The 20,040-nt window shown below is 73.4% G+C and carries 16 protein-coding genes; 14 read left to right on the top strand and 2 right to left on the bottom strand.

All coding sequences use genetic code 11. The features are described from left to right. The first annotated feature begins 105 nt into the window (after positions 1-105). Genes OHS71_RS15210 through OHS71_RS15190 form a run of 5 tightly spaced genes read left to right on the top strand, consistent with a single transcriptional unit; the run spans position 106 to position 6,764 of the window. Positions 106-1,149 carry an aminomethyl transferase family protein gene (locus OHS71_RS15210; RefSeq protein ID WP_328479916.1) on the top strand — a complete coding sequence of 348 codons (1,044 nt, stop codon included), beginning with the start codon at positions 106-108 and terminating at the stop codon, positions 1,147-1,149. Further along, positions 1,149-3,467, top strand: a complete 2,319-nt coding sequence (locus OHS71_RS15205; RefSeq protein ID WP_328479915.1) for a beta-ketoacyl-[acyl-carrier-protein] synthase family protein — start codon at positions 1,149-1,151, stop codon at positions 3,465-3,467. Before OHS71_RS15210 ends, OHS71_RS15205 begins: the two co-directional genes overlap by 1 nt. Next, positions 3,467-4,114 (top strand): hypothetical protein, encoded by a 648-nt coding sequence (locus tag OHS71_RS15200; RefSeq protein ID WP_328479914.1) that lies wholly within the window; start codon positions 3,467-3,469, stop codon positions 4,112-4,114. The genes OHS71_RS15205 and OHS71_RS15200 overlap by 1 nt, the downstream gene beginning before the upstream one ends. Next, positions 4,111-5,268, top strand: coding sequence for a hypothetical protein (locus OHS71_RS15195; RefSeq protein WP_328479913.1), 1,158 nt, complete (start codon positions 4,111-4,113; stop codon positions 5,266-5,268). The genes OHS71_RS15200 and OHS71_RS15195 overlap by 4 nt, the downstream gene beginning before the upstream one ends. A gap of 50 nt (positions 5,269-5,318) precedes the next feature. Continuing rightward, the gene (locus OHS71_RS15190) at positions 5,319-6,764 is read left to right on the top strand and encodes a DHA2 family efflux MFS transporter permease subunit (protein WP_328479912.1); all 1,446 of its coding nucleotides are present in this window, start codon (positions 5,319-5,321) and stop codon (positions 6,762-6,764) included. A 116-nt stretch (positions 6,765-6,880) separates the two neighbouring features. Here OHS71_RS15190 and OHS71_RS15185 read toward each other — a convergent pair whose 3' ends face one another. Next, positions 6,881-7,876, bottom strand: a complete 996-nt coding sequence (locus OHS71_RS15185) for a helix-turn-helix transcriptional regulator (RefSeq protein WP_328479911.1) — start codon at positions 7,874-7,876, stop codon at positions 6,881-6,883. A 308-nt stretch (positions 7,877-8,184) separates the two neighbouring features. Between OHS71_RS15185 and OHS71_RS15180 the strand changes: the two genes are divergently transcribed. From OHS71_RS15180 to OHS71_RS15140, 9 genes are all read left to right on the top strand, one after another. After that, positions 8,185-8,484 carry a hypothetical protein gene (locus tag OHS71_RS15180; protein WP_328479910.1) on the top strand — a complete coding sequence of 100 codons (300 nt, stop codon included), beginning with the start codon at positions 8,185-8,187 and terminating at the stop codon, positions 8,482-8,484. 192 nt (positions 8,485-8,676) lie between these two features. Beyond that, positions 8,677-8,850: a hypothetical protein gene (locus tag OHS71_RS15175; protein WP_328479909.1), complete on the top strand. Its 174-nt coding sequence runs from the start codon at positions 8,677-8,679 to the stop codon at positions 8,848-8,850. A 55-nt stretch (positions 8,851-8,905) separates the two neighbouring features. After that, positions 8,906-10,795 (top strand): AfsR/SARP family transcriptional regulator, encoded by a 1,890-nt coding sequence (locus OHS71_RS15170; protein ID WP_328479908.1) that lies wholly within the window; start codon positions 8,906-8,908, stop codon positions 10,793-10,795. 222 nt (positions 10,796-11,017) lie between these two features. Continuing rightward, the gene (locus OHS71_RS15165) at positions 11,018-12,376 is read left to right on the top strand and encodes a DUF4190 domain-containing protein (protein WP_328479907.1); all 1,359 of its coding nucleotides are present in this window, start codon (positions 11,018-11,020) and stop codon (positions 12,374-12,376) included. A gap of 147 nt (positions 12,377-12,523) precedes the next feature. Beyond that, positions 12,524-13,276, top strand: a complete 753-nt coding sequence (locus OHS71_RS15160) for a GntR family transcriptional regulator (RefSeq protein ID WP_328479906.1) — start codon at positions 12,524-12,526, stop codon at positions 13,274-13,276. A 461-nt stretch (positions 13,277-13,737) separates the two neighbouring features. Then, on the top strand, positions 13,738-13,953 hold the full coding sequence (locus OHS71_RS15155) for an SPOR domain-containing protein (protein WP_328479905.1): 216 nt from the start codon (positions 13,738-13,740) through the stop codon (positions 13,951-13,953). A gap of 30 nt (positions 13,954-13,983) precedes the next feature. Next, the gene (locus OHS71_RS15150; protein ID WP_328479904.1) at positions 13,984-14,394 is read left to right on the top strand and encodes a (deoxy)nucleoside triphosphate pyrophosphohydrolase; all 411 of its coding nucleotides are present in this window, start codon (positions 13,984-13,986) and stop codon (positions 14,392-14,394) included. 98 nt (positions 14,395-14,492) lie between these two features. Beyond that, a complete protein-coding gene (locus tag OHS71_RS15145; RefSeq protein WP_443046954.1) occupies positions 14,493-14,954 on the top strand; it encodes an ATP-binding protein in 462 nt (153 codons plus the stop codon). 270 nt (positions 14,955-15,224) lie between these two features. After that, the gene (locus tag OHS71_RS15140) at positions 15,225-17,873 is read left to right on the top strand and encodes a SpoIIE family protein phosphatase (RefSeq protein ID WP_328479903.1); all 2,649 of its coding nucleotides are present in this window, start codon (positions 15,225-15,227) and stop codon (positions 17,871-17,873) included. Between the two features lie 25 nt (positions 17,874-17,898). Here the strand turns inward: OHS71_RS15140 and OHS71_RS15135 are convergent, their stop codons facing one another. After that, on the bottom strand, positions 17,899-19,968 hold the full coding sequence (locus OHS71_RS15135; protein ID WP_443046953.1) for a hypothetical protein: 2,070 nt from the start codon (positions 19,966-19,968) through the stop codon (positions 17,899-17,901). Positions 19,969-20,040 lie beyond the last annotated feature (72 nt).

Raw genomic sequence — 20,040 nt, 5'->3', positions numbered from 1 at the left:
CCGGAGCACCCCCGACCGGCAGGCACCCCGGCCGGCAGGCCCATCCAGTCCCGAACCACCGTCATCCAGCTCTGACTCATGTCATTCGAGAGGAAACCGCACACCATGACCACGACCACCGTCTCCGCCCTCCGTACCGCGTCGGACGACTACGCCACCGTGCGCACCACCATCGGCGCCTACCGGATCGACGCCCCGCTGGTCCGCGTCTCCGGCGACGAGCGGCTGTCGCTGCTCGACCAGTTCCTGGCCAAGTCGGGGGACTTCGTCGAGCCGGACTCGGTCCGCGAGGTGCTGGCCCTGAACGCCGACGGCACGCCGTTCGCGATCCTCCTGCACTTCGAGATCGGCGAGGACGCCTGGCTGCTGCCCCGCACGCAGGTGAGCGCCGACGAGCTGCGCGGCTACCTGGACGGCCTGGACGTCCCCGAGGGCGTCGAGATCGACATCGAGCCCGAGGGCTGGGCCGCCACCGCGTTCGAGGGCCCGACCGCCTGGTCCGTTGCGGCTCGCTTCGTCGACTTCGACATCTCGGGCCTGACCCTGCACGCCGTCACCGAGGCCGCGCTGCCCGAGGACCCGGCCGCCCTCGCCCACCTGGCCCGCGTCGGCACCACCGGCGAGTACGGCTACCTGCTCCTCAGCAACGCCCCCGAGACCGCGCACCGGGCCGTGCTCGCCGCGGCCGCGCAGGAGGACGGCGCGCCCGTCGGCCCCGAGGGCCTCGCCCGGGTCCAGGCCGAGGCCGGCATGGCCGTCTACGCCGCCGGGTTCGCCGGGCTGTCCGTGGCCGAGGCCGACCTTTCCTGGATGATCGACTGGAACCGCGTCGGTGAGTTCCGCGGCTCGGACGACCTGGTCAGGCCGACCGCCGGGACCGCCCGCCTGACCGCCCTGGCCGCGCCCGCGGACAGCCGGTTCACGGCCGGCACGCAGGTGACGGCGGCCGGCCGGGAGATCGGCACGGTCCTGTGGCAGGCGCCCTCCGCCAACCCGGAGGAGGAACTGGTCTTCGCCCTGCTCGACGCCCCGTTCTGGGTCTCCGGCCTCGAACTGGCCGCCCAGGACGAGCAGACCGCCGAGCGCCCGCTGCGCACCGTGACCCTGCCCCGTGTCATCGCCCGCTCCCTCACCACCCGGATCGCCTGATGTCCACACCGAGAATCGCGCTGACGGGCCTGGGACTGATCACCGGTGCCGGTGACGACGTCGAGAAGGGCTGGTCGTCCATCGCGGCCGGCACCTCCGGCATCCGCACCAACACCCTCATGGACACCTCCGAGCTGCTGACCGAGTGGGCCGGCATGGTCACCGGCGAGCAGCCGGCCGACGTGGACCGCTGCTACGGCCTCGCCGCCACCGCCATCCGGGAGGCCCTGGAGAGCAGCGGACTCGACCTGGACACCGTCGACCGGGACCGGGTCGCGGTCGTGGTCGGCTCCAGCCTCGGCGCCATGCCGACACTGGAGAGCGTCCACGCCGACCTCGTCCACGAGGGCAGGCTCGACGCGGAGCGGGCGGCCGCCGTCCAACTGCCCTGCGTCGGCGACTACATCGCCGCGGAGTTCGACCTGCGCGGCCCGCGGGTGGTCCTGTCCAACGCCTGCGCGGCCAGCGCCGTGGCCCTCGGCTACGCGGCCGAGCTGCTGTGGAAGGGGGACGTCGACCACGTCATCTGCGGCGGCGTCGATCCGCTCGCCTCGCTCTCGGCGTACGGGTTCAGCGCCCTGGGCGCGCTCGACCCGGAGCCGTGCTCGCCGATGTCCGCGTCCACGGGCCTGACCCTCGGGGAGGGGGCCGGGTTCATGGTCCTGGAGGCGGCGGACCGCGCGGCCTCCCGGGGCGCCCGCGTCCTCGCCGAGCTGGGCGGCTACGGCCTCTCCTGCGACGGCTACCACCAGACCGCCCCCGACCCGAGCGGCAAGGGCGCCTGCGCCGCCATGGCCCAGGCCCTGGACACGGCGGGCCTGACCCCGCAGGACGTCGACTACCTCAACCTGCACGGCACGGGCACCCCGGCGAACGACGCCTCCGAACCGAAGGCCGTGAAGCTCCTGTTCGGCGCCTCGGTGCCGCCGGCCAGCTCCACCAAGTCGATCCTCGGCCACACCCTCGGGGCGGCCGGGGCCGTGGAGGCGGTCGTCAGCACCCTGGCCATCGACCGGGGCACGCTGCCGCCGACCATCAACACCCGGGGAGTCGCCCAGCCGTTCGGCCTGGACGTCATCCCGGACACCGGCCGCGCCGGGGCGGGGCCCGAGGTGGTCATCTCCAACTCCTTCGCGTTCGGCGGCAACAACGCCTCCGTCGTCCTCAACCGGCCGGGCCGCGCGAGCTCGGCCCCCCGCCGCACCGAGCAGGTCCACGAGGTCGTCGTCACCGGGGTCGCCGGGCTGGCCGGTGGTGCGGGCAGCACCGCCGACCTGGTGGCCGCCCTCGGCGGTGGACGCGCCTGCTTCACCGCCACCGAACACGTCGAAGGCGTCGGAGAGGTGCCGGTCGGACGGGTGGACGTCAAGTCGGCCGCCCGGGGCATCAACCCGAGCCGGGCCCGCCGTATGGACCCGCTCAGCCTGCTGGCCGCCGCAGCGGTCGCCGACCTCTACGGCCGGCACGGCAAGCCCTCACGGGCCGAGGCCGAGGGGACGGGCATCGTCTTCGCCACCGGCTACGGGCCGGTCACGTCGGTGCTCCAGTTCCACAAGGGTGTTCTGCAACAGGGCATCAGCGGCGCCAACCCGGCGCTGTTCGCCAACACGGTCGTCAACGCGGCCGCCGGCCATGTGGCGATGCTCCACCGCTACCGCGGCTACACCGCGACGATCGCCAACGGCGGCACCAGCTCCGTCCTGGCCCTCCAGCTCGCCGCCCGGGTCATCGCGCGCGGCATGGCCGACCGGATCATGGTCGTGGTCGCCGACGAGTTCCCCGAACAGGCCCTGGCCACGCAGGCCGGCCTCCCCGGCTACGCGCGCACCGGACCGGTGGTCCCCGGCGGCCGCAGCGGCATGGTGCTCAGCGAGGGCGCGGCGGCGATCCTGCTGGAGAGCGAGCGGTCGGCCGCCGCCCGGGGCGCGGACGTCCTGGCGACGGCGCGCGGTTACGGCGCCTCCGGCGAGCCGGCCGGCATCGGCCGCCTCGGCCGCGACGGCGAGGCCTGGGCCCGGGCGCTGCGCGGCGCCATGGCCGAGGCCGGGGTCGGGCCCGGCGAGATCGACACCGTGGTGTCGGCGGCCTCCGGCTACAGCCTGGTCGACACCGCCCAGTCCCGGGCCCTGCGGCTCGCGGGACTGTCGGACCGCCCGACGGTGACCCCGAAGGCGCTGGTGGGGGAGACCTACGGCAGCGCGGGCGCCCTGGGCCTGGTGGCGGCGCTCACCGCCCCGGACCCCGTCGGCAGGCTCCTGCTCTCCAGCTTCGCCTACGGCGGGAGTTACGCGGCGGCCGTCTTCGACACGGGTGCGTGATGGGGACGTTGATGGGGCTGGTGATGGACCGGTCCCTCCTCGACCCGGGCCGGGGCGCCCCGGGCGGCCCGCACCCGCACCGGCCGGCGGTGATCGACTGTCTCGTCACCCACCACCCCCACCTCCCGCGCGACCACATGGGCCACCGCCTCAGCACCTCCGGCCGCGCCCTGATCATCGGGGCCGTGGCCGAGGTGTACGGCCTCGGCATCACCGCCCGGGACCTCACCAGGGACACCCACAAGCGCTGGCGCGTCCCGGCCCACGGCCTCACCGTCTCGGTGGCCCACTGCGACAGCTACAGCGCGGTGGCCCTGGCGGCCGACCCGCTGAACATCGGGGTGGACCTCCAGGACGAGCGCGACCGCCCTGCCGCCATGCAGTGGCTCGGCGCCCTGCTGGGCCGCCGGCAGCCGGCGGTGATCAGGGATTTCGCGGAGTGCGAGGCGCTCATCAAGGCCTCGCACCTCACCAAGGAGACCTTCGCCGGGGTCCGGCTGCCCGCGTGGCGGCCGGGCTGGCGCCCCACCAACGTCGCTTCGTACCAGGTGCGTTCGTCGATCGTCGGCCCGCGGATGCACCTGGCCCTCGCGGCGGACGCCCCCGCCCTCGTCCGGATGAACACCCCGACCCTGGAGCCCGCATGACAGCGACCGCGGCCGCCGTACGGCCGTACACCCGCCGTATCTCGCAGATCGAGCGCGGCTATCTGAACGCCGCGGCCACGGGCACCCCGCAGCTGATCCAGATGGTCGTCGAGGGCGAGGGCCGTATCGACCCGGACGAACTGCGGGACGCGATACGGGCCGCCACCCTCGCGAGCCCCGGCCTGGCGGTCCGGCGCCGCGGGGCGGCCTGGCGCGCGGACGGCCCGCCGCCGCCCGTCACGGAACTCCCCGGGGGCACCGGCTTCGACGATCCCTTCTTCCACCGCGACCTCGATGTCGTCACCGGCCCGGTCTGCGAGGTCGGCCTCACCGACGGGCCGTCGACCCGGCTGGTCGTGCGCGCCAGTCACATCGTCACCGACGGCCGTGGCCTGCGGCAGTGGATCGCCGACGTCTTCCGGGTGCTGCGCGGCGAGGAGCCGGTGGGCGCCGCGTCCCTCGTCGACGACACCTACTTCCGCACGGCCGCCGGGAAGGTCGCGCCCGCCGAGCCGCCCGCCCGGCTGGAGGGGCTGCCCGCGATCCTGGGCGACGGGCCGTCCGACGGCACCCCGCTGTGGATACGGCGGCGGGTGCGCGCGGTCCCGTCGGCGGTCACCGCCCGGGTGGCCGCCGCCCTCTCCCGCCATCTGGCCGGCGAGGCGGGGCGGCTGATCGTGCCGGTGGACCTGCGCCGCCACGACCGCACCGTCCGCTCCACCGCCAACCTCACCGCCCGGCTGGTGCTGGACCTGCACCGCGACGACAGCTGGAAACGGCTGCACGGCCAGATCGTCCGCGCGCTCCTCGCCAAGCGCGAAGTGGCTTCGCTCGACGGGGACTTCCTGCGCAGCAACCCCTTCGCCAACTCGCTGCGCGAGGCGCGGGAACTGGACGGCAGCCGGTTCCCCTGCACGGCGATCATCTCCGACCACGGCCGGATCGACACCGGTGACCTGCGCACCGGCCGGTTCCGGCCCACCGCCTTCTCGACGCTGCCGATGCTCGTGCCCTACGCCGAGATGTTCCTGAGCACCTGCCAGATCGGCGACGAGACCGAACTGACTCTGTCGTGCCGTGAGCGTCCCGGCGCACGCGAGGCGGCCGGCACGGTCCTCGACGACATCGAACACTCGCTGACCGGCGCGAACTGACCTGCCTCACCTCCCTGTCGATTCCACCGCCCTGTGAAGGACGCCCACCCATGGCACTGACCGAACAGACAAAAGAGGACGCGCCGAGCCCTCCGCGGACCGCCTCGGGCCCCACCGTCGTCACGATGGCCGCGGCCATCACCGGCGGCTTCCTCGCCCTGCTCGACACCACCATCGTCAACGTGTCGTTGCACGAGACCACGGCCAGGTTCGGCTCCATCGGCCAGGTCCAGTGGGTGGTGACCGCCTACCTGATGGCGCTGGCCGCCACCATGCCGGCCACCGGCTGGCTGGCCACGCGGTTCGGCGTACGGCGCGTCTTCGCCGCCGCGACCGTGCTGTTCGCGCTCGGCTCGGCGGCCTGCGCGTCCGCCCAGACCCTGCCCGAGCTGATCGCCGCCCGCGGGCTCGCCGGCGCCGCCGCGGGTGTGCTCACCCCCGTGTCGACGATCCTGCTCACCAGTGGCGTGCCCCGCGAACACCTGGGCCGCGTCCAGTCGTTGAACGGCAGCGTCATGCTGATCAGCCCGCTGCTGGGCCCGACGATCGGCGGTCTGCTGGTCGAGGCCGGGGGATGGTCCGCGGTGTACGTGGTCAACGTCCCGCTCTGCGCCGCCCTGCTTTTCGTCACCCTTCGCTGGGTCCGCAAGGACCCGCCGGGGGAGGGCGCCGCCAAGCCGCTGGACGTGGTCGGCCTGGTGTCCTGCGCGGCCTGCACGGTGTGCACCGTCCTGGCCGTCCACGCGTTCTCCGACCACGCCCTCGACGCGGGGGCGGCCATCCTGGTCCCGTTGGCCCTCGCGGTGGCGAGCGGTGCCGTGTTCGTCGTACGGCAACTGCGCGCGGCCTTCCCGCTGCTCGACGTGCGTCTCTTCGCGCACCGCGTCTACCGGACGGCCGCGGTCAACATCTTCTGCCTGGGCTTCGTCCTGTACTCGCCGATGATGCTGATCCCGCTCTACTTCGAGACCGCGCGCGGCGAGACGGCCGTGACGACCGGCCTGCTGATGTCCACCGGCGGCCTCGGCGTGGTCACCGCGGCCTGGCTGTGCCGAGTGCTGATGAAGCGGCTGGGCGGTGGCGGCACCGTCGTGGTCGGCATCAGTCTGACGATGCTGGCGACCGTGCCGCTGACCACGCTGTCGTCGGACACGTCGTACGTGCTGCTGTGTGCCGGCCTCGTGGTGCGGGGCCTGGGAACGGGACTGACGATCGTGCCGGCGATGACGCGGGCCTTCCAGTCGATCGGTCCCCGGTCCATCCCGGACGCCTCAGCGCAGCTCAACCTGATCCAGCGGATCGGCGGCACCGTGGCCCTCGCCGTGGTCACGGTGGTCCTGGAGCAGGCGGCCCGACAGCGCCACGGACTGGTGCCGGGCGCCTTCGCCCACTCGTTCGGCTGGGTCCTCGTGATCTACGCCGTCACCCTGCTGCCCGCCCTGGCCCTGCTCCTCGCCGACCGCAAGGAGGCACGCGCCGGCGCGACGCCCGCGTGAGCGCACGGGCCCTGTCGTCGCACTCCCGCCGTCCGTGCCCGGGGCACGGCGGGCGGGGATGGGAGGACAGGGCCCGTGCGCCCGGCGGGTACGGGGCCGCCCGTCGGCTCCGGCGGTCAGCGCGAGGAGGGCAGCCAGCCGTCCTGGACGGCGTGCACCCCGGCCTCGAAACGGCTGCGGGCGTCCAGGCGTTCCATCAGCGTGGCGGCGGTGCGCCGGGCCGTTCGCGGGGAGACGCCGAGGCGCTTGGCGATGGCCTCGTCGGTGTAGCCCTGGGCGAGCATCTTGAGCACGGCCCGCTCCTGCGGAGGCATGCCCCGCGCCTCGCACTTCGGGGTGCTGCCCAGCGCCGTCGCCATGTTCCACACGCTCTCGAACAGGGCGCACAGGGCCGCGACCGTCCCCGCGCCGCTCAGCACCACCCCGCCGACCCGGGCGTCGCTGGTGTCGACCGGCAGCATCGCCTTGCACCGGTCGAAGATGATCATCCGGACGGGCAGTTCGGGCACCGTACGGACCTGTCCGCCGCGGGAGTGCAGCCAGCCGACGTGCTCCAGCGTGGGCGCGTGGTTGCGCACGCTGTCGAGATACACCGTCCGCATCCGCACCCCTCGGTCCAGCAGGGCGGAGTTGGGAGCGCGGCTGGCCTGGAGGTCCTCGGCCCGGTGCGCGCCGCCCGGTGCGAACGTGGCGACCTCGACCTGCGCCGACTGGGCCAGCTCCGCGAGCCGGTCCCGGATCGCCTCCAGGCCGTCCAGCTGTTCGGAGTCGGTGTCGATGCCCCGCGGGCGCAGCGAGGAGCATTCGGCTATCAGCTGTGCCGCCGCCGCTCTGGATTTCTCCACGCGCATCTGCTGCGCGGCCAACTCCGCCTGCTGGCGCGCCAGCAGCACCTCCATGGCGGTCTCCGGGCCGACGGCCCGGAACCCTATGCCCTGTCGGGCCGACGGCTGGATCAGCGCCAGTTCGCTGAGCCGGTCCAGGCCCGCCCGGACCCGTTCCTCCGGCAGCCCGAGCCGGGACACGAGGACGATGATGCCCTCCAGTGGATTGGCCAGCATCCACCGGTAGATGGCTTCTGCCTCCGCATCCAGTCCCAGAACGTCCAACATGATGCAGTCCCCCTGTTGCTGTCACACACTGCACACACTGTGTTCGAAACTCAGTGCCCCCGAGCTTACTGACCTTGAACTGCGGATGGCGGCTCGGCGGCACGGAGGCCGGTTCCGGCCAATAGCTCGGCTTTCAACCATTCGTGGTGCCAGAGTGCTGACCCGGAGGCTCCCCGGCCGGCGCGAGAGCCGTCCGCGCACCATTCGCGGCCGCCCGTCGGCCCTTTCCGTATGACGCTTTATGCCATGGCATAAAGCGTCCATCGTGAGCCGGTCCGCCGCTGGTGAACAGCGCGGAAGATGAAGTCATGTATCTCATCCACGTGCGCCTGCGAGCCCCCGCCGAGGCGCCCGCCCTACCCGATCTCGCGGCGATCATTTATGCCTGCGCCGAGGAAAGCGACGGCCTGGAACACGTCTCCGTGCACACCGGTGCCGCGGAGGGCCTCACCCTGGGCCTTTTCCTCCTCGCGGACTCCCTGGCCGCGGCCGAGGACAGCGCCGCGCGGCTGTCGCGGCGGGCCGTGGAGCACCACCCGGACCTGCTCGGCTACGGCGTCGCGGCCTCCGGGGCCGTGCTGGTGCCCGGTCCCTGGTGGGACGCGTGAGCCCTGCGTTTCCCCAGGTCGGGGTGGACGGGTTAGGACGCTGCACATTCCGTCCAGCCGTCGGCTGTTCCCTCCGGCCCCCCGGTCGAGCAGAGTTGAGCCATCGACGGAACGAAAGCCACCGGAGATTCCGCCGAAGAGTCCGGAGCAATTCGTTCCGGAATTCCACTCACTTGAGCGAGGAGAAATTCCATGCAGGGCACCCGTGTCTCGAAAATCATCGCCGCCGCACTGATCGTCCTCGGTGGAACGGCGATGACGGTGACTGTCACGGATTCGCCGAAGAACCTCACGCACGCCGTCGAGAGCGACCTCCGCACCACCGCGGGGGACCACACCGACGGCGATGTCACCTGGGGCCCCTGAACATTCACGGGGGCACGTGCTGAACCGAGTTGAAAGACATCGGGGGACAGAAGAAATGGAATTCCTGGTCCTGGGATCCCTGGAACTGCGTGAGTCGGGCACACCGGTCCGCGTCCGGGGCATGCGACAGCAGCGGCTCCTCGCCCTGCTGCTCCTCAACGCCAACCGGGTCGTTCCGATGGACGCGCTGGTGGACGAACTGTGGGAGGACCCGCCGTCGTCGGCCCGTCCGCAGGTGCACAACGCGATCCGCGACCTGCGCCGCATTCTCTCCGCGTCGAGCGGGACCAGCCTGGTCACCGTGGACGTCGGCTACCGCCTGGTCGTACCCGAGGACGCCGTGGACGCGCACCGGTTCCTCGGCCGGGTGCGCGCGGCCCGGGTGGCGGAGCGCGAGAACCGGTACGCCGAGGCCGTCCGGCTGCTCCAGTCGGCAGTGGACCTCTGGCGCGGGGAGGCGTTCGCCGGCATCCAGTGCCCGGCCGTCTCCAGTGCCGCGGTGAAGCTCGGCGAGCAGCGGCTGACCGCCGTCGAGGACCTCGTCGCGCTGCGCCTGAAGCTGGGCGAGACCGGGTCGCTCGTCGCGGAACTGCACGCGCTGATCGCGGAGTACCCGCTGCGCGACGCCCTGCGCGGCAGCCTGATGATCGCCCTGTGCCGCAGCGGCCGGCAGGCCGACGCCCTCGCGGTCTACGACGAGGGCCGGCGGTTCCTGGTGGACGAACTCGGCCTGGAGCCGAGCCCCCGGCTGCGCGCCCTGCACGCGGAGATCCTCGCCGACTCCCCGGACCTGCACGGCCCGGGCGGGCCCGCCCTCACGGCGGCCGGCGCCGAACCGCCCGACGAGCGCGGCACGGGGCCCTCCGCACCGCCCGGCAACGGCAGGCACTACCTGCCCCACGACCTCACCGACTTCACGGGCCGCACGGCCGAACTGACCACCCTGTCGGCCTTCGCCGCACAGGACCCGGGCGGCTCGCCCGTGATGGTGGCGATCGACGGCATGGGCGGGGTCGGCAAGACGACGCTGGCGGTGCGCCTCGCCCACCGTGTCACCGAGCTCTACCCGGACGGCCAGTACTTCATCAACCTGCACGGTTTCAGCGCCACCCGTTCGCCGGTGCCGACCGAGCAGGCGCTCGCCGTCCTCCTCCAGACCAGTGGCCTGACCGCCGAGGAGATCCCGTCCAGCCTGGAGGAGCGCAGCGCCCTGTGGCGCTCGCGGCTGGCGGGCCGCCGCTGTCTGCTGGTCCTCGACGACGCGGCGGACACCGCCCATGTCACCCCGCTGCTGCCGGGCACCGGCGGGACGCTGGTGCTGGTGACCAGCCGGCGCAAGCTCACCGCCCTGGACGGTGCCCTGCCGCTGTGCCTGGACGTGCTGCCGCCGGCCGACGCCGTGACGCTGTTCCGGCGGATCGTCGGAGAGCCGCGTGCGGCGCGCGAGCCGGCCCAGGTGGCGCGGGCCGTCGAGCTGTGCGGCCGGCTGCCGCTCGCCCTGCGCATCGCCGCGACCAGGCTGCGCGACCGTCCGGCGTGGGCCGTCGCCGACCTCGTCGAGCGCCTCGCGCAGCCGGCGCAACGGGCCGGCTGTCTGCGGACCGCCGACCGCGACCTCATGGCCGTGCTGCGGGTGTCGTACGACCATCTGAGCGCGTCCGAGCGGGAGTTCAGCAGGCAGATCAGTCTCCTGCCGTCCGCCTCCTACGACATCGCCCACGCGGCCCTCGTGACCGGTCTGCCGGCCGGGGACGTGGAACACCACTTCGACGCGCTGATCGAGAACAACCTGATCCGGGAGGACACCCCGGCCCGGTTCTCCTTCCACGGCCTGATCCGCGACTGCACGCGGGAACTGCTCGTCGAGGAGACGGTGCGCACGGGGACGGGGACGGAGGTGAGGGTGGCGGCCGGAGCGGCGGAGGGGGCGCGGGCGGCGGCCTGAACGGAATCTCCGTTCCGTCGCCACCGGTGCCGCGCTTACGATGCGCGCAGTCGTACGAGGGACGTGCGCCGGTCGACGCCACCGCCGGAACCGGTGCCAGTGCCGCGACCCGCTGTCAGAGCCCCCTGTCAGACTGACCGAGGCGTCTGATCAACTACCTCGGCAAGCGCTTCGCCCGCCGCCTGAACTGCCTGAACCGTCTGAACCAGGAGCACGGTACCCGTGTCCATACCCCCGCCTCCCGGGCCGCACCAGCCCCAGGACCCGTACCAGCCTCCGCAGCCGCAGGGCCCGTATCCGCAGAACCCGTTCGCCCCGCCCCAGCAGGACCCGTACGCCCAGGGCCCGCAGGACCACTACGCCCAGGGCCCGCAGGATCCGTACCGCCAAGGCCCACAGGACCCGTACGCCCAGGGCCCGTACGGTCCGCAGGGACCCGGCCCGACGGGGCCTTACCCGCAGGCTCCGTACAGCGGTGCTCCCTATCCCGTCTGGGGCCAGGGCTACAGCCCCTTCGGCCGGCCCTCGCCGGTCAACGGCCTGGCCATCGCCTCCCTCGTCCTCGGAGCGCTCTGCTTCCTGCCGGCCGTCGGGCTGGTACTCGGGATCATCGCGCTGGTGCAGATCAGGAAGCGGGGGGAGCGCGGCAAGGGCATGGCGATCGCGGGCTCCGTCCTGTCCTTCGTCGGCCTTGCCTTCTGGGTCCTGCTGCTGGCCACGGGCGGCTCGTCCGACTTCTGGGAGGGCTTCAAGGAGGGCGCGAGCGGCAACTCCAGCCTCTCGCTCGCCAAGGGCGACTGCTTCGACGTGCCGGGTGAGACCTTCGAGGAGGACGTCTACGACGTCGACGAGGTGGCCTGCGCCGGTGAGCACGACGCCGAGGTGTTCGCCACGGTCCCGCTCCCCGGAGGCGGCTTCCCGGGCGACGACCACATCACGGACGTGGCCGAGGACAAGTGCTACACGCTCCAGGGCGCCTACGCCATGGACACCTGGGCGCTGACCGACGAGGTCGACGTCTACTACCTCACGCCCACCGCCGACAGCTGGAGTCAGGGCGACCGCGAGATCACCTGCGTCTTCGCCAACGTGGACGAGAAGGGCACCCTGACCGGCTCGCTGCGCGCCGACGCGACGACGCTGGACGCCGACCAGTTCGCCTTTCTCAAGGCGATGGCCGCACTCGACGAGGTCCTCGTCGAGGAGCCGGAGGAGTACGCCGAGGAGGACCTCGCGGGCAACCGCACCTGGGCCGGCGAGGCCGGCGAGGCGACCGGCGACCAGGCGGACCAGCTGGGCACCCACAACTGGATGACGCCGGCCCGGGAGAAGCCCGTGGCCGCCCTGGTGAAGGACATGCGGGACGCGGCCCGGGAGTGGGCGGCGGCGGCGAAGGCCACCGACGCCGCCGGTTTCTACGACCACTACGACACCGCCTACGAGTACGTCGACGGCGACACCACCGTCACCGCCCGCGAGGCTCTGGGCCTGGCCACCACCGTCCCGACCTACGACGGGGACTCCGGCGGCGGGAGCGGCGGCACGGGCGGGGGCGGCAGCGACAGCGGCCTGGATGTGTGATCGCGCCCACAGCGGGGAGAAAGTGCCTGGGTAAACGGTTTCCCGGGCACTTGTCATCACATCGAGTGATTCTCTGGCCTTTGCTTGCACGGTACAACCCACGGTTGCCAGGCTGTAGCTGTCTGTACAACCTGATGGGAGTGGCCAGTGACATTCGGTGAGCAGCCGGCGTATCTGCGTGTCGCGGGTGATCTCCGCAAGAAGATCGCCGACGGGTCGCTGCCACCGCACACCCGGCTCCCCTCCCAGGCGAGAATCCGCGAGGAGTACGGCGTCTCCGACACCGTCGCCCTCGAGGCGCGCAAGGTGCTGATGGCCGAGGGACTGGTCGAGGGCCGCTCCGGATCCGGGACGTATGTGCGCGAGCGGCCCGTGCCGCGCCGCATCTCCCGCTCCGGGTACCGCCCCGTGAGCGGCGCCACGCCGTTCCGTCAGGAGCAGGCCGAGGCGCACACGCGGGGTACCTGGGAGTCCAGCAGTGCGCAGGTCGAGGCGAGCGTCTGTGTCGCCGAGCGGCTGGGCATCGCGTCCGGCGACCGCGTGATGTGCACCAGGTACGTCTTCCGGGAGGCCGGCGAGGCGATGATGCTCTCCACCTCGTGGGAACCCCTCGCCGTCACCGGCCGCACGCCCGTGATGCTGCCCGAGGAGGGCCCGTTGGGCGGCATGGGCGTGGTGGAGCGGATGCGCGCCATCGACGTCATCGTGGACAACGTCACGGAGGAGGTCGGCGCCCGGCCCGGCCTGGCCGAGGAGCTTCTCTCCCTCGGCGGCGTCCCGGGGCATGTCGTCCTCGTCGTCCAGCGCACCTATTTCGCCTCGGGCCGCCCGGTCGAGACGGCCGACGTGGTGATTCCCGCCGATCGCTACCGGGTCGCGTACCACCTGCCGGTGAAGTGACCGCCACGGCGGCCGGGGGCCGTCCGGCGTGGAGGGCGGGGCCGCCGCCTTCCGTCGGCGGGGGTGGAGCGGTGGAGGCGGAGGGAGCCGCTCGGGGCGGTAGCGCATCCGCCGGGGCGGCGCACACCCTTCCGGCAGTTGCCCCCGGTATCGCCCGGCCACCGGGCGGCCCGAGGGCCGTCGGAATCCGGTCGTTTCCGGTTGTTCCCGCAGGTCGCCCACCAGGTGCCCGCAACCCCGCCGACCGGATGCATCGCGGCGCACGCACGGCGCGTTCGGTCCCGTGCGCCCCCTGCGTCTTGGCTGGTTGCGTACCTCTTTGTGCAAAGTCGTGTTCGGTGCGTAAAGGTAAGGCGTACGCTCGGGCATATGCGGATTGCGGTTTCCTCAGAAGGCGGCGCGCAGGACGCGCCGCGGACGGGGTCCGGGCGGGCCGGGGCGAGAAGGGGGCGTGGGGTGCGATGAACGACAGCACCATCTCCCTGCCCTGGCTGGTCATACGCCAGGACGACAACGGCAACCGCTACCGGGTGGGCAGATACGCGAGCCGGGACGAGGCGCAGAAGATCGCAGACAGCCTCGACAGCCGCGGCCACAAGCAGCTCTACTGGGTCGAGCGCATCGGCCAGGGGCAGAGCCAGGCCCAGGCGCAGAACGGCGACGGCTCCCGGAACTGACGTGCCGCCGGGTCCCGTAGGCTCCGGCGCATGACGGAACGGATCGTGGTGGTGGGAGCCGCCCTGCTCGACGCCGGCCGCCTCCTCGCCGCGCGCCGCAGCGCACCCCCGGAACTCGCGGGCCGCTGGGAACTGCCCGGCGGAAAGGTCGAGGAGGGCGAGGCGCCCGAGGCGGCACTCGTGCGCGAACTGCGCGAGGAGCTCGGCGTCGAGACCGAGACCGTCGAACGCGTCCCGGGGGAGTGGCCCCTTCGGTCGCCGTACGTCCTTCAGGTGTGGACCGCCCGTCTGCGCCCGGGCTCTACCCCGCCCGAGCCCCTCCAGGACCATGACGCGCTGCGCTGGCTCACCCCGGCCGAGATCTGGGACGTCGACTGGCTGGACCAGGACGTGCCCGCGGTCCGCGAGGCCCTCCCGAAGCTCGGCGCCGACGCCGGCTGAGGCATGCGCAGAGCACGGCGGGCCGGGGAGGTCCGGTCCGTACGCCGTTCGTGCCACCGTGCGCCCTGTCCCGCGGTACCACCCAGGCAATATCGGGTATGGGGCAACTAACCCCACGAAACCGGACATGGGTGTACTCGCTGGCCCGGGAAGTGATCGGCGTGATCGACACCGACGGCGACTGCGTCGAGTGGACGTTCCCCGCGGACCCGGGTGCGGTGCGCACCGCCCGCCGCGCCGTCCGCGGCCAGCTGCACGACTGGGGCCTCGACAGCCTGGGCGACATCACCGCGCTGCTGGTCAGTGAGCTGGTCACCAACGCCCTGCGCCACGCGACCGGCCCCATCGGCGTCCGTCTGGTCCGGCCCGCCGCCCTGGCGGGCATCCTGCGGGTCGAGGTCTCCGACCCGCTGCCGGACCCGCCCCGCGAGCGGGTCGCCCGACCCGAGGACGAGACCGGGCGCGGACTGCAACTGGTGGCCTCCTCCGCGCACCGCTGGGGCACGCGGCCCGGGGACACCGGGAAGACGGTCTGGTTCGAACTGGCGGTGCCGGGTTGAGGGGGCGTTCCGCGGGGATGAGCCGGTGTACAGCGGGGCCTGCGGTGTCGCCCGTTCGGTTCCGGTCGCCGACCGGTCGAGGAAGAGGTGGTTCGAGGGCGTGTCCGCTGGTTAGAAGACTGGAAGTGTTGTCGCGGGACGGTCCGAAAAGCACCTGGACCGTGCTGTGATCGTGAACACCGTGTCGTGCGGACCCGTAGTGCTGGATACTGCGGGCAGCCGCCGCCGGTGACCGGTGCCGGACGCGGTGAGCTGGAGGGGACGGTTCGCGTGAGCGAGATACCAGCGAAGGCCACGGAGTCCGAGGACCCGTCGGGCGGCGCGAGGGCGAGGGCCGCGAGTGCGCTCGCCGCCGGCGCCGCGCACGGCCTCGCCGACGGCCCGGACGAGTCGGCGACGCCGGGTGACGCCATGTGGCAGAGCAGTCCGCCCGGTTCGATCTACGACTACATCAAGGTCGCCTCGTTCTCGATCGGTCCCGACGGCCTCGTCGACCAGTGGAGTCTGCGCGCGGAGCAGATCTTCGGCATCTCCGCGGACCGGGCCGTCGGCATGGACCCCATCGACGCCTTCATCGACCCCGACCTGCGCGAACGCGGTCAGCGCAAGATGGCCGAGATCCTCGACGGGCGGGAGTGGACCGGTGTGGTGCCGTTCCGGATGCCGGACCCGGTGCCCGGCGGCGGCCGCGGCGAGAAGGGCCTCGCCGAGGTGTACGTCATGCCGACCCGCACTCTGGACGGCGACAAGGCCGCCGTCTGCATCGTCGTCGACGTCCGCACGCTCCGCAGCATCGAGACCGACCTCGCCGCCTCGCAGGCCATTTTCGGCCAATCCCCGTTCGGCTTCCTGCTGATCGACCCCGACCTGCGGGTCCGCCGGGCCAACCATCGGTTCGCCTCCATCTTCGGCGGCACCCCCGACGACCACCGCGGCAAGGGCGTCCACGACTACCTGCCCCGGTCCGAGGCCGACCGGGTCAGCGCGACGCTGCGCAGGGTCCTCCAGACCGGCGACTCCATCACGGACATGCACGTCACCGGCTTCGTGCCGGGTTCCGACGAGCGCCGGCACTGGTCGATCAACCTGTACCGCGTGCACAGCGGCACCGGCCGCCCCATCGGCATCGCCTGGCTCGGCACCGACATCACCGCCCGCCGCGCCGCCGCCCGCGAGGCCGCCGCGGCCCGGCGCAATCTCGCCCTTCTGAACGACGCGGGCGCCCGCATAGGGAACTCCCTCGACCTGGAGACGACCGCGCGCGAACTCCTCGACGTCGTCGTGCCCGGCTTCTGCGATCTCGCCACCGTGGACCTCTACCAGGGTCTCCTGGCCGGCGACGAGACCCCGCCCGGCCTCGCCGACGGCAGCGCCGAACTGCGCCGGGTCGCCTTCTCCTCCGCCGTCTCCGACGCCCCCTTCCCCGGCTCCGGCCCGGCCGTCGCGGTCGGCGCGGTCCACCACTTCCCGTTCAACTCGCCCTGCGCGGACGCCCTGCGCACCGCCCGCCCGCAGGCCGTCCCCGGCGAGGACGGCGGCCTCGTGCAGTCCACCCTCGCCGTCCCGATGGTCGCCCACGACACCGTCGTCGGCCTCGCGCAGTTCTCACGGACGAAGGGCAGCGAGCCGTTCGGCGACCGGGACCGCGATCTGGCCGTCGAGCTGGCGGCGCGGGCGGCGGTCTGCATCGACAACGCGCGCCTGTACCGGCGCGAGCACGAACGGGCGCTGATACTGCAACGGTCGCTGCTGCCGCCCGGCGACCCGGTGGCGTCCGGTCTGGACATCGCCTGCCGATACCTGCCGGGCAACGTCTCCATGGGCCGCCCCAGCGAGGTCGGCGGCGACTGGTTCGACGTCATCGAACTGCCCGGGCACCGTACGGCGCTGGTGGTGGGCGACGTGATGGGCCGCGGTCTGCGGGCGGCGGTCGCGATGGGTGAACTCCGCACGGCGGTCAGGACGCTGGCGCTGCTGGACCTGGAACCGGCCGAGGTGCTCTCCGCGCTGGACGAGATCGCCCGCGGCCTCGGCACCCCCGGAGGCGTCCAGCAGGCCACCCGGGCGGCCCGGCGCCCCCGTGAGGCCGACCTGTCCGAGGTGTACCTCGCGACCTGCGTGTACGCGGTCTACGACTCGGTGACCCGGCGCTGTACGTTCGCCAACGCCGGTCACCTGCCCCCGGTGCTCGTCGAACCCGGTGAGCCGGCGCTGATGCTCGACGTGCCGCCGGGCATGCCGCTCGGCGTGGGCGGCGAACCCTTCGAGGAGGTGGAGGTCGAACTCCCCGAGGGCGCCCTGCTCGCGCTCTACACGGATGGACTGGTCGAATCGCGCGACCATCCGCTGGACGAGGGCCTCAACGCGTTCGTCGGGGCCCTCACCGATCCCTCCGCCCCCCTGGAGGACGTCTGCGACCACGTCCTCAACACCCTCGACTCGCACCACGGCGAGGACGACATCGCCCTGCTGATGGCCCGTGTGCAGGGCCTGCCCGCCGACTCCGTCGGCGACTGGACCCTGCCGCGCGAGCCGCGCAGCGTGGGGCGCGCGCGCGAGTACGCGCGCGGCCAGTTGCTCTCCTGGGGCCTCGAACCCCTCGTCGACACGACGGAGTTGCTCGTCAGCGAGCTGGTCACCAACGCGCTGCGGTACGGCGAGGGCGAGATCAGGCTCCGGCTGCTCCTCGACCGCACGCTGGTCTGCGAGGTCTGGGACGCGGGGCTCGTCCAGCCGCGCCGCCGCCGGGCCCGGGACACCGACGAGGGCGGCCGGGGCCTCCAGCTCGTGGGCCTGCTGTCGGCGGCCTGGGGCTCGCGCCGCACCCCGCGCGGGAAGACGGTGTGGTTCGAACTGCCCCTGCCGGACGGCCAGACGGGTCTTGCCGACCCGGCGGAGGCGTTGCTGAGCCTGTTCTGACCCCGCTCCCGGCTCCGGCGGACGGTCACCCGGGTTCGGGGGCCTGAAGCGTGCGGGCGGGCCCGGCCCCGCCGTCGAAGCCCGCGGGCGTCCCGTTCTCGGGATTCTCGGCCGGGACGATGCCACCGAGCACGGCCCCGCCGGTGCCCGCCGTGCCTTCGGCGCCCGCGTACGGGTTCCCGTGCGCCCGCACATCGAGCTCGGCCAGCTCTCGAGCCTCCAGGGCGAGGATGTCGGCGGGCGGGCGGTCCGCCGGGTCTCCCGTCGCGAGAAGCCGTTCCGCCTCCGCGAGCCGCGTCCGTGCGGCGGCTCCGACGACACCCCGGTGCGTCGCGACGAAGTCGGCAGCGGCCGCGGTGGAGATGCGGGCGGTGATCAGGGCGGCGGCCGGCAGCACCCCGGCCCGCCCCGAGGCGACCGGCGCGGCCGCCCGCACGACCCGACGCAACACCTCGACGGGATCCCAGGCCCGCCCTCCCGTCAACTCCTGCCGCACGGACCCGAGCACGGCATCGGCATGCGTCACCGCCACCGCCCGCGCCTCGGCCGTGAGGTGCGGTGACACCGGACCCGGGGCCGGCACCGGGCTCGGGCCGACGGGGTGGGGGGTGCGCCGGTGTCGCCCCGACGGCTGTGGCGACGGGCCGGAGTGCGGTCCGGCCGGGTGGGGGGTCGGCCGGTCTACATCTGAGGCGGGCGGCGATGGGGTGGGGTGCGGTTGCGCGGGGGTCGGGTCGGCGGGACGGGGTGTCGGCGGGTGTCGGTCCGAGGGCTGTGCTGACGGGCGGGACGGTTCGGCCGGGTGCGGGTCGGCCGGGTGGGGGGTCGGGCGGTCCACACCTGAGGCGTGCGCCGTAGCGCCGGGCCGCGGTTCGACCTGTGACGGGTCGGCCGGTGCCGGGCCGGTCGGGTCGGGAGTCGGCCGGTGTCCGTCCTCCCCGCCGGTGTGCGGGCCGCGGGTGTGCGGGCCGCCCGGGCGGGGGCCGCCGGTGTGCGGGGCGTCGGCGCGGGGCCCCGGTGGGAGTGAGGGCGTGGGGGGCGGGGACAGCTGCTGTCTCGCCCGGGCCAGTTCCGCCTCCGCGCCCGTGAGGGCGGCCGGCACCGTCCGCTCCGCCTCCTTCAGTTCGGCGGCCAGCCGGTCGACGCCCTCGACGAAGACGGCGGCCTGGTTCACGGCGCCCTCGGCGGCGCGCAGATGCCGGACCGCCGGCTCCGGTCGTCCCGCGTCGGCCGACTGGCGTGCCCGGTTGAGCCGGACCGTGGCGAACAGCAGGCGGTCCTTGGCCTGTTCGACGCTTCCGGTGACGGACGCGGTGGCGGTCGGCGCGTACCGGGCCCGAAGCTCGGCGAGGACTGCCTCCGAGGCCCCCGTACGCCCCGCCAGTTCCCGGAACCGGCCCTCGGCGACGGCCAACGCCTCACCCACGCCCCGGTCCAGCCCCCGCAGCCGTCCGAACCCGTCGGACACGGCGTCCAGCCGATGCCCGACCTCGTCGCAGCGTCCCACGATCCCGGCGAGCGCGTGCCCCCGGGCGTCCTCCTCGGCCGGCACCCCCTCGTCGTACCGCTGCCGCATCCGGAACGCGGCGGCGAGTTCGGTCTCCGCCTCGCGCACGGCCCGGCGGACGTCCTCCAGTTCCTCCGCCGGGCACAGCGCCTGCGCGAAACCGAGTTCGTCGCGCGCCGCCCGGACCCGGTTGTCCGCCTCGACCAGTGCCGCGCAGGCCTGCTCGTCGGGGGCGGTGAGGGGCGGCGAGATCCTCGGCGGCGGGCTGCCGGCGTCCCCGGGAGTCGTCCGGACGCGGGCGCGCCGTACGCGCCGGACGTACCCGTAACCGGCGACCGCGCCGGCCGCGCCGACCGCCACGAGCGGCAGCACCAGGTCGACGGTGGACCGCTCGTCGTCCTCGGCCGCGGCGGCACGCGCGCCGTGCACCGGGTTCTTGATCGCAACCGGAGCGTCGTCACCGGACGTCATCCCTGGCAACACCAGCCACACGACCCCGACCGCACCGCCCAGCACGGCGTGGGCCACCCGCACGGATATGTGCGAGGTCGCACGCCGCCGCCGGCCCCGGAGCAAGGAAGAGGTCACATTCGGGAGCGTATGGCCGTGCAAACGGGCCCGCGACCGGGATACACCCGAGGTGGGGACCGTGGGGCGGAA

This window comes from Streptomyces sp. NBC_00377 (genome assembly GCF_036075115.1).
In the GTDB taxonomy this organism is placed as follows: domain Bacteria; phylum Actinomycetota; class Actinomycetes; order Streptomycetales; family Streptomycetaceae; genus Streptomyces.
The sequence above is the reverse complement of the archived record's forward strand: the minus strand, read 5'-3'. Positions and strand labels throughout refer to the sequence as shown.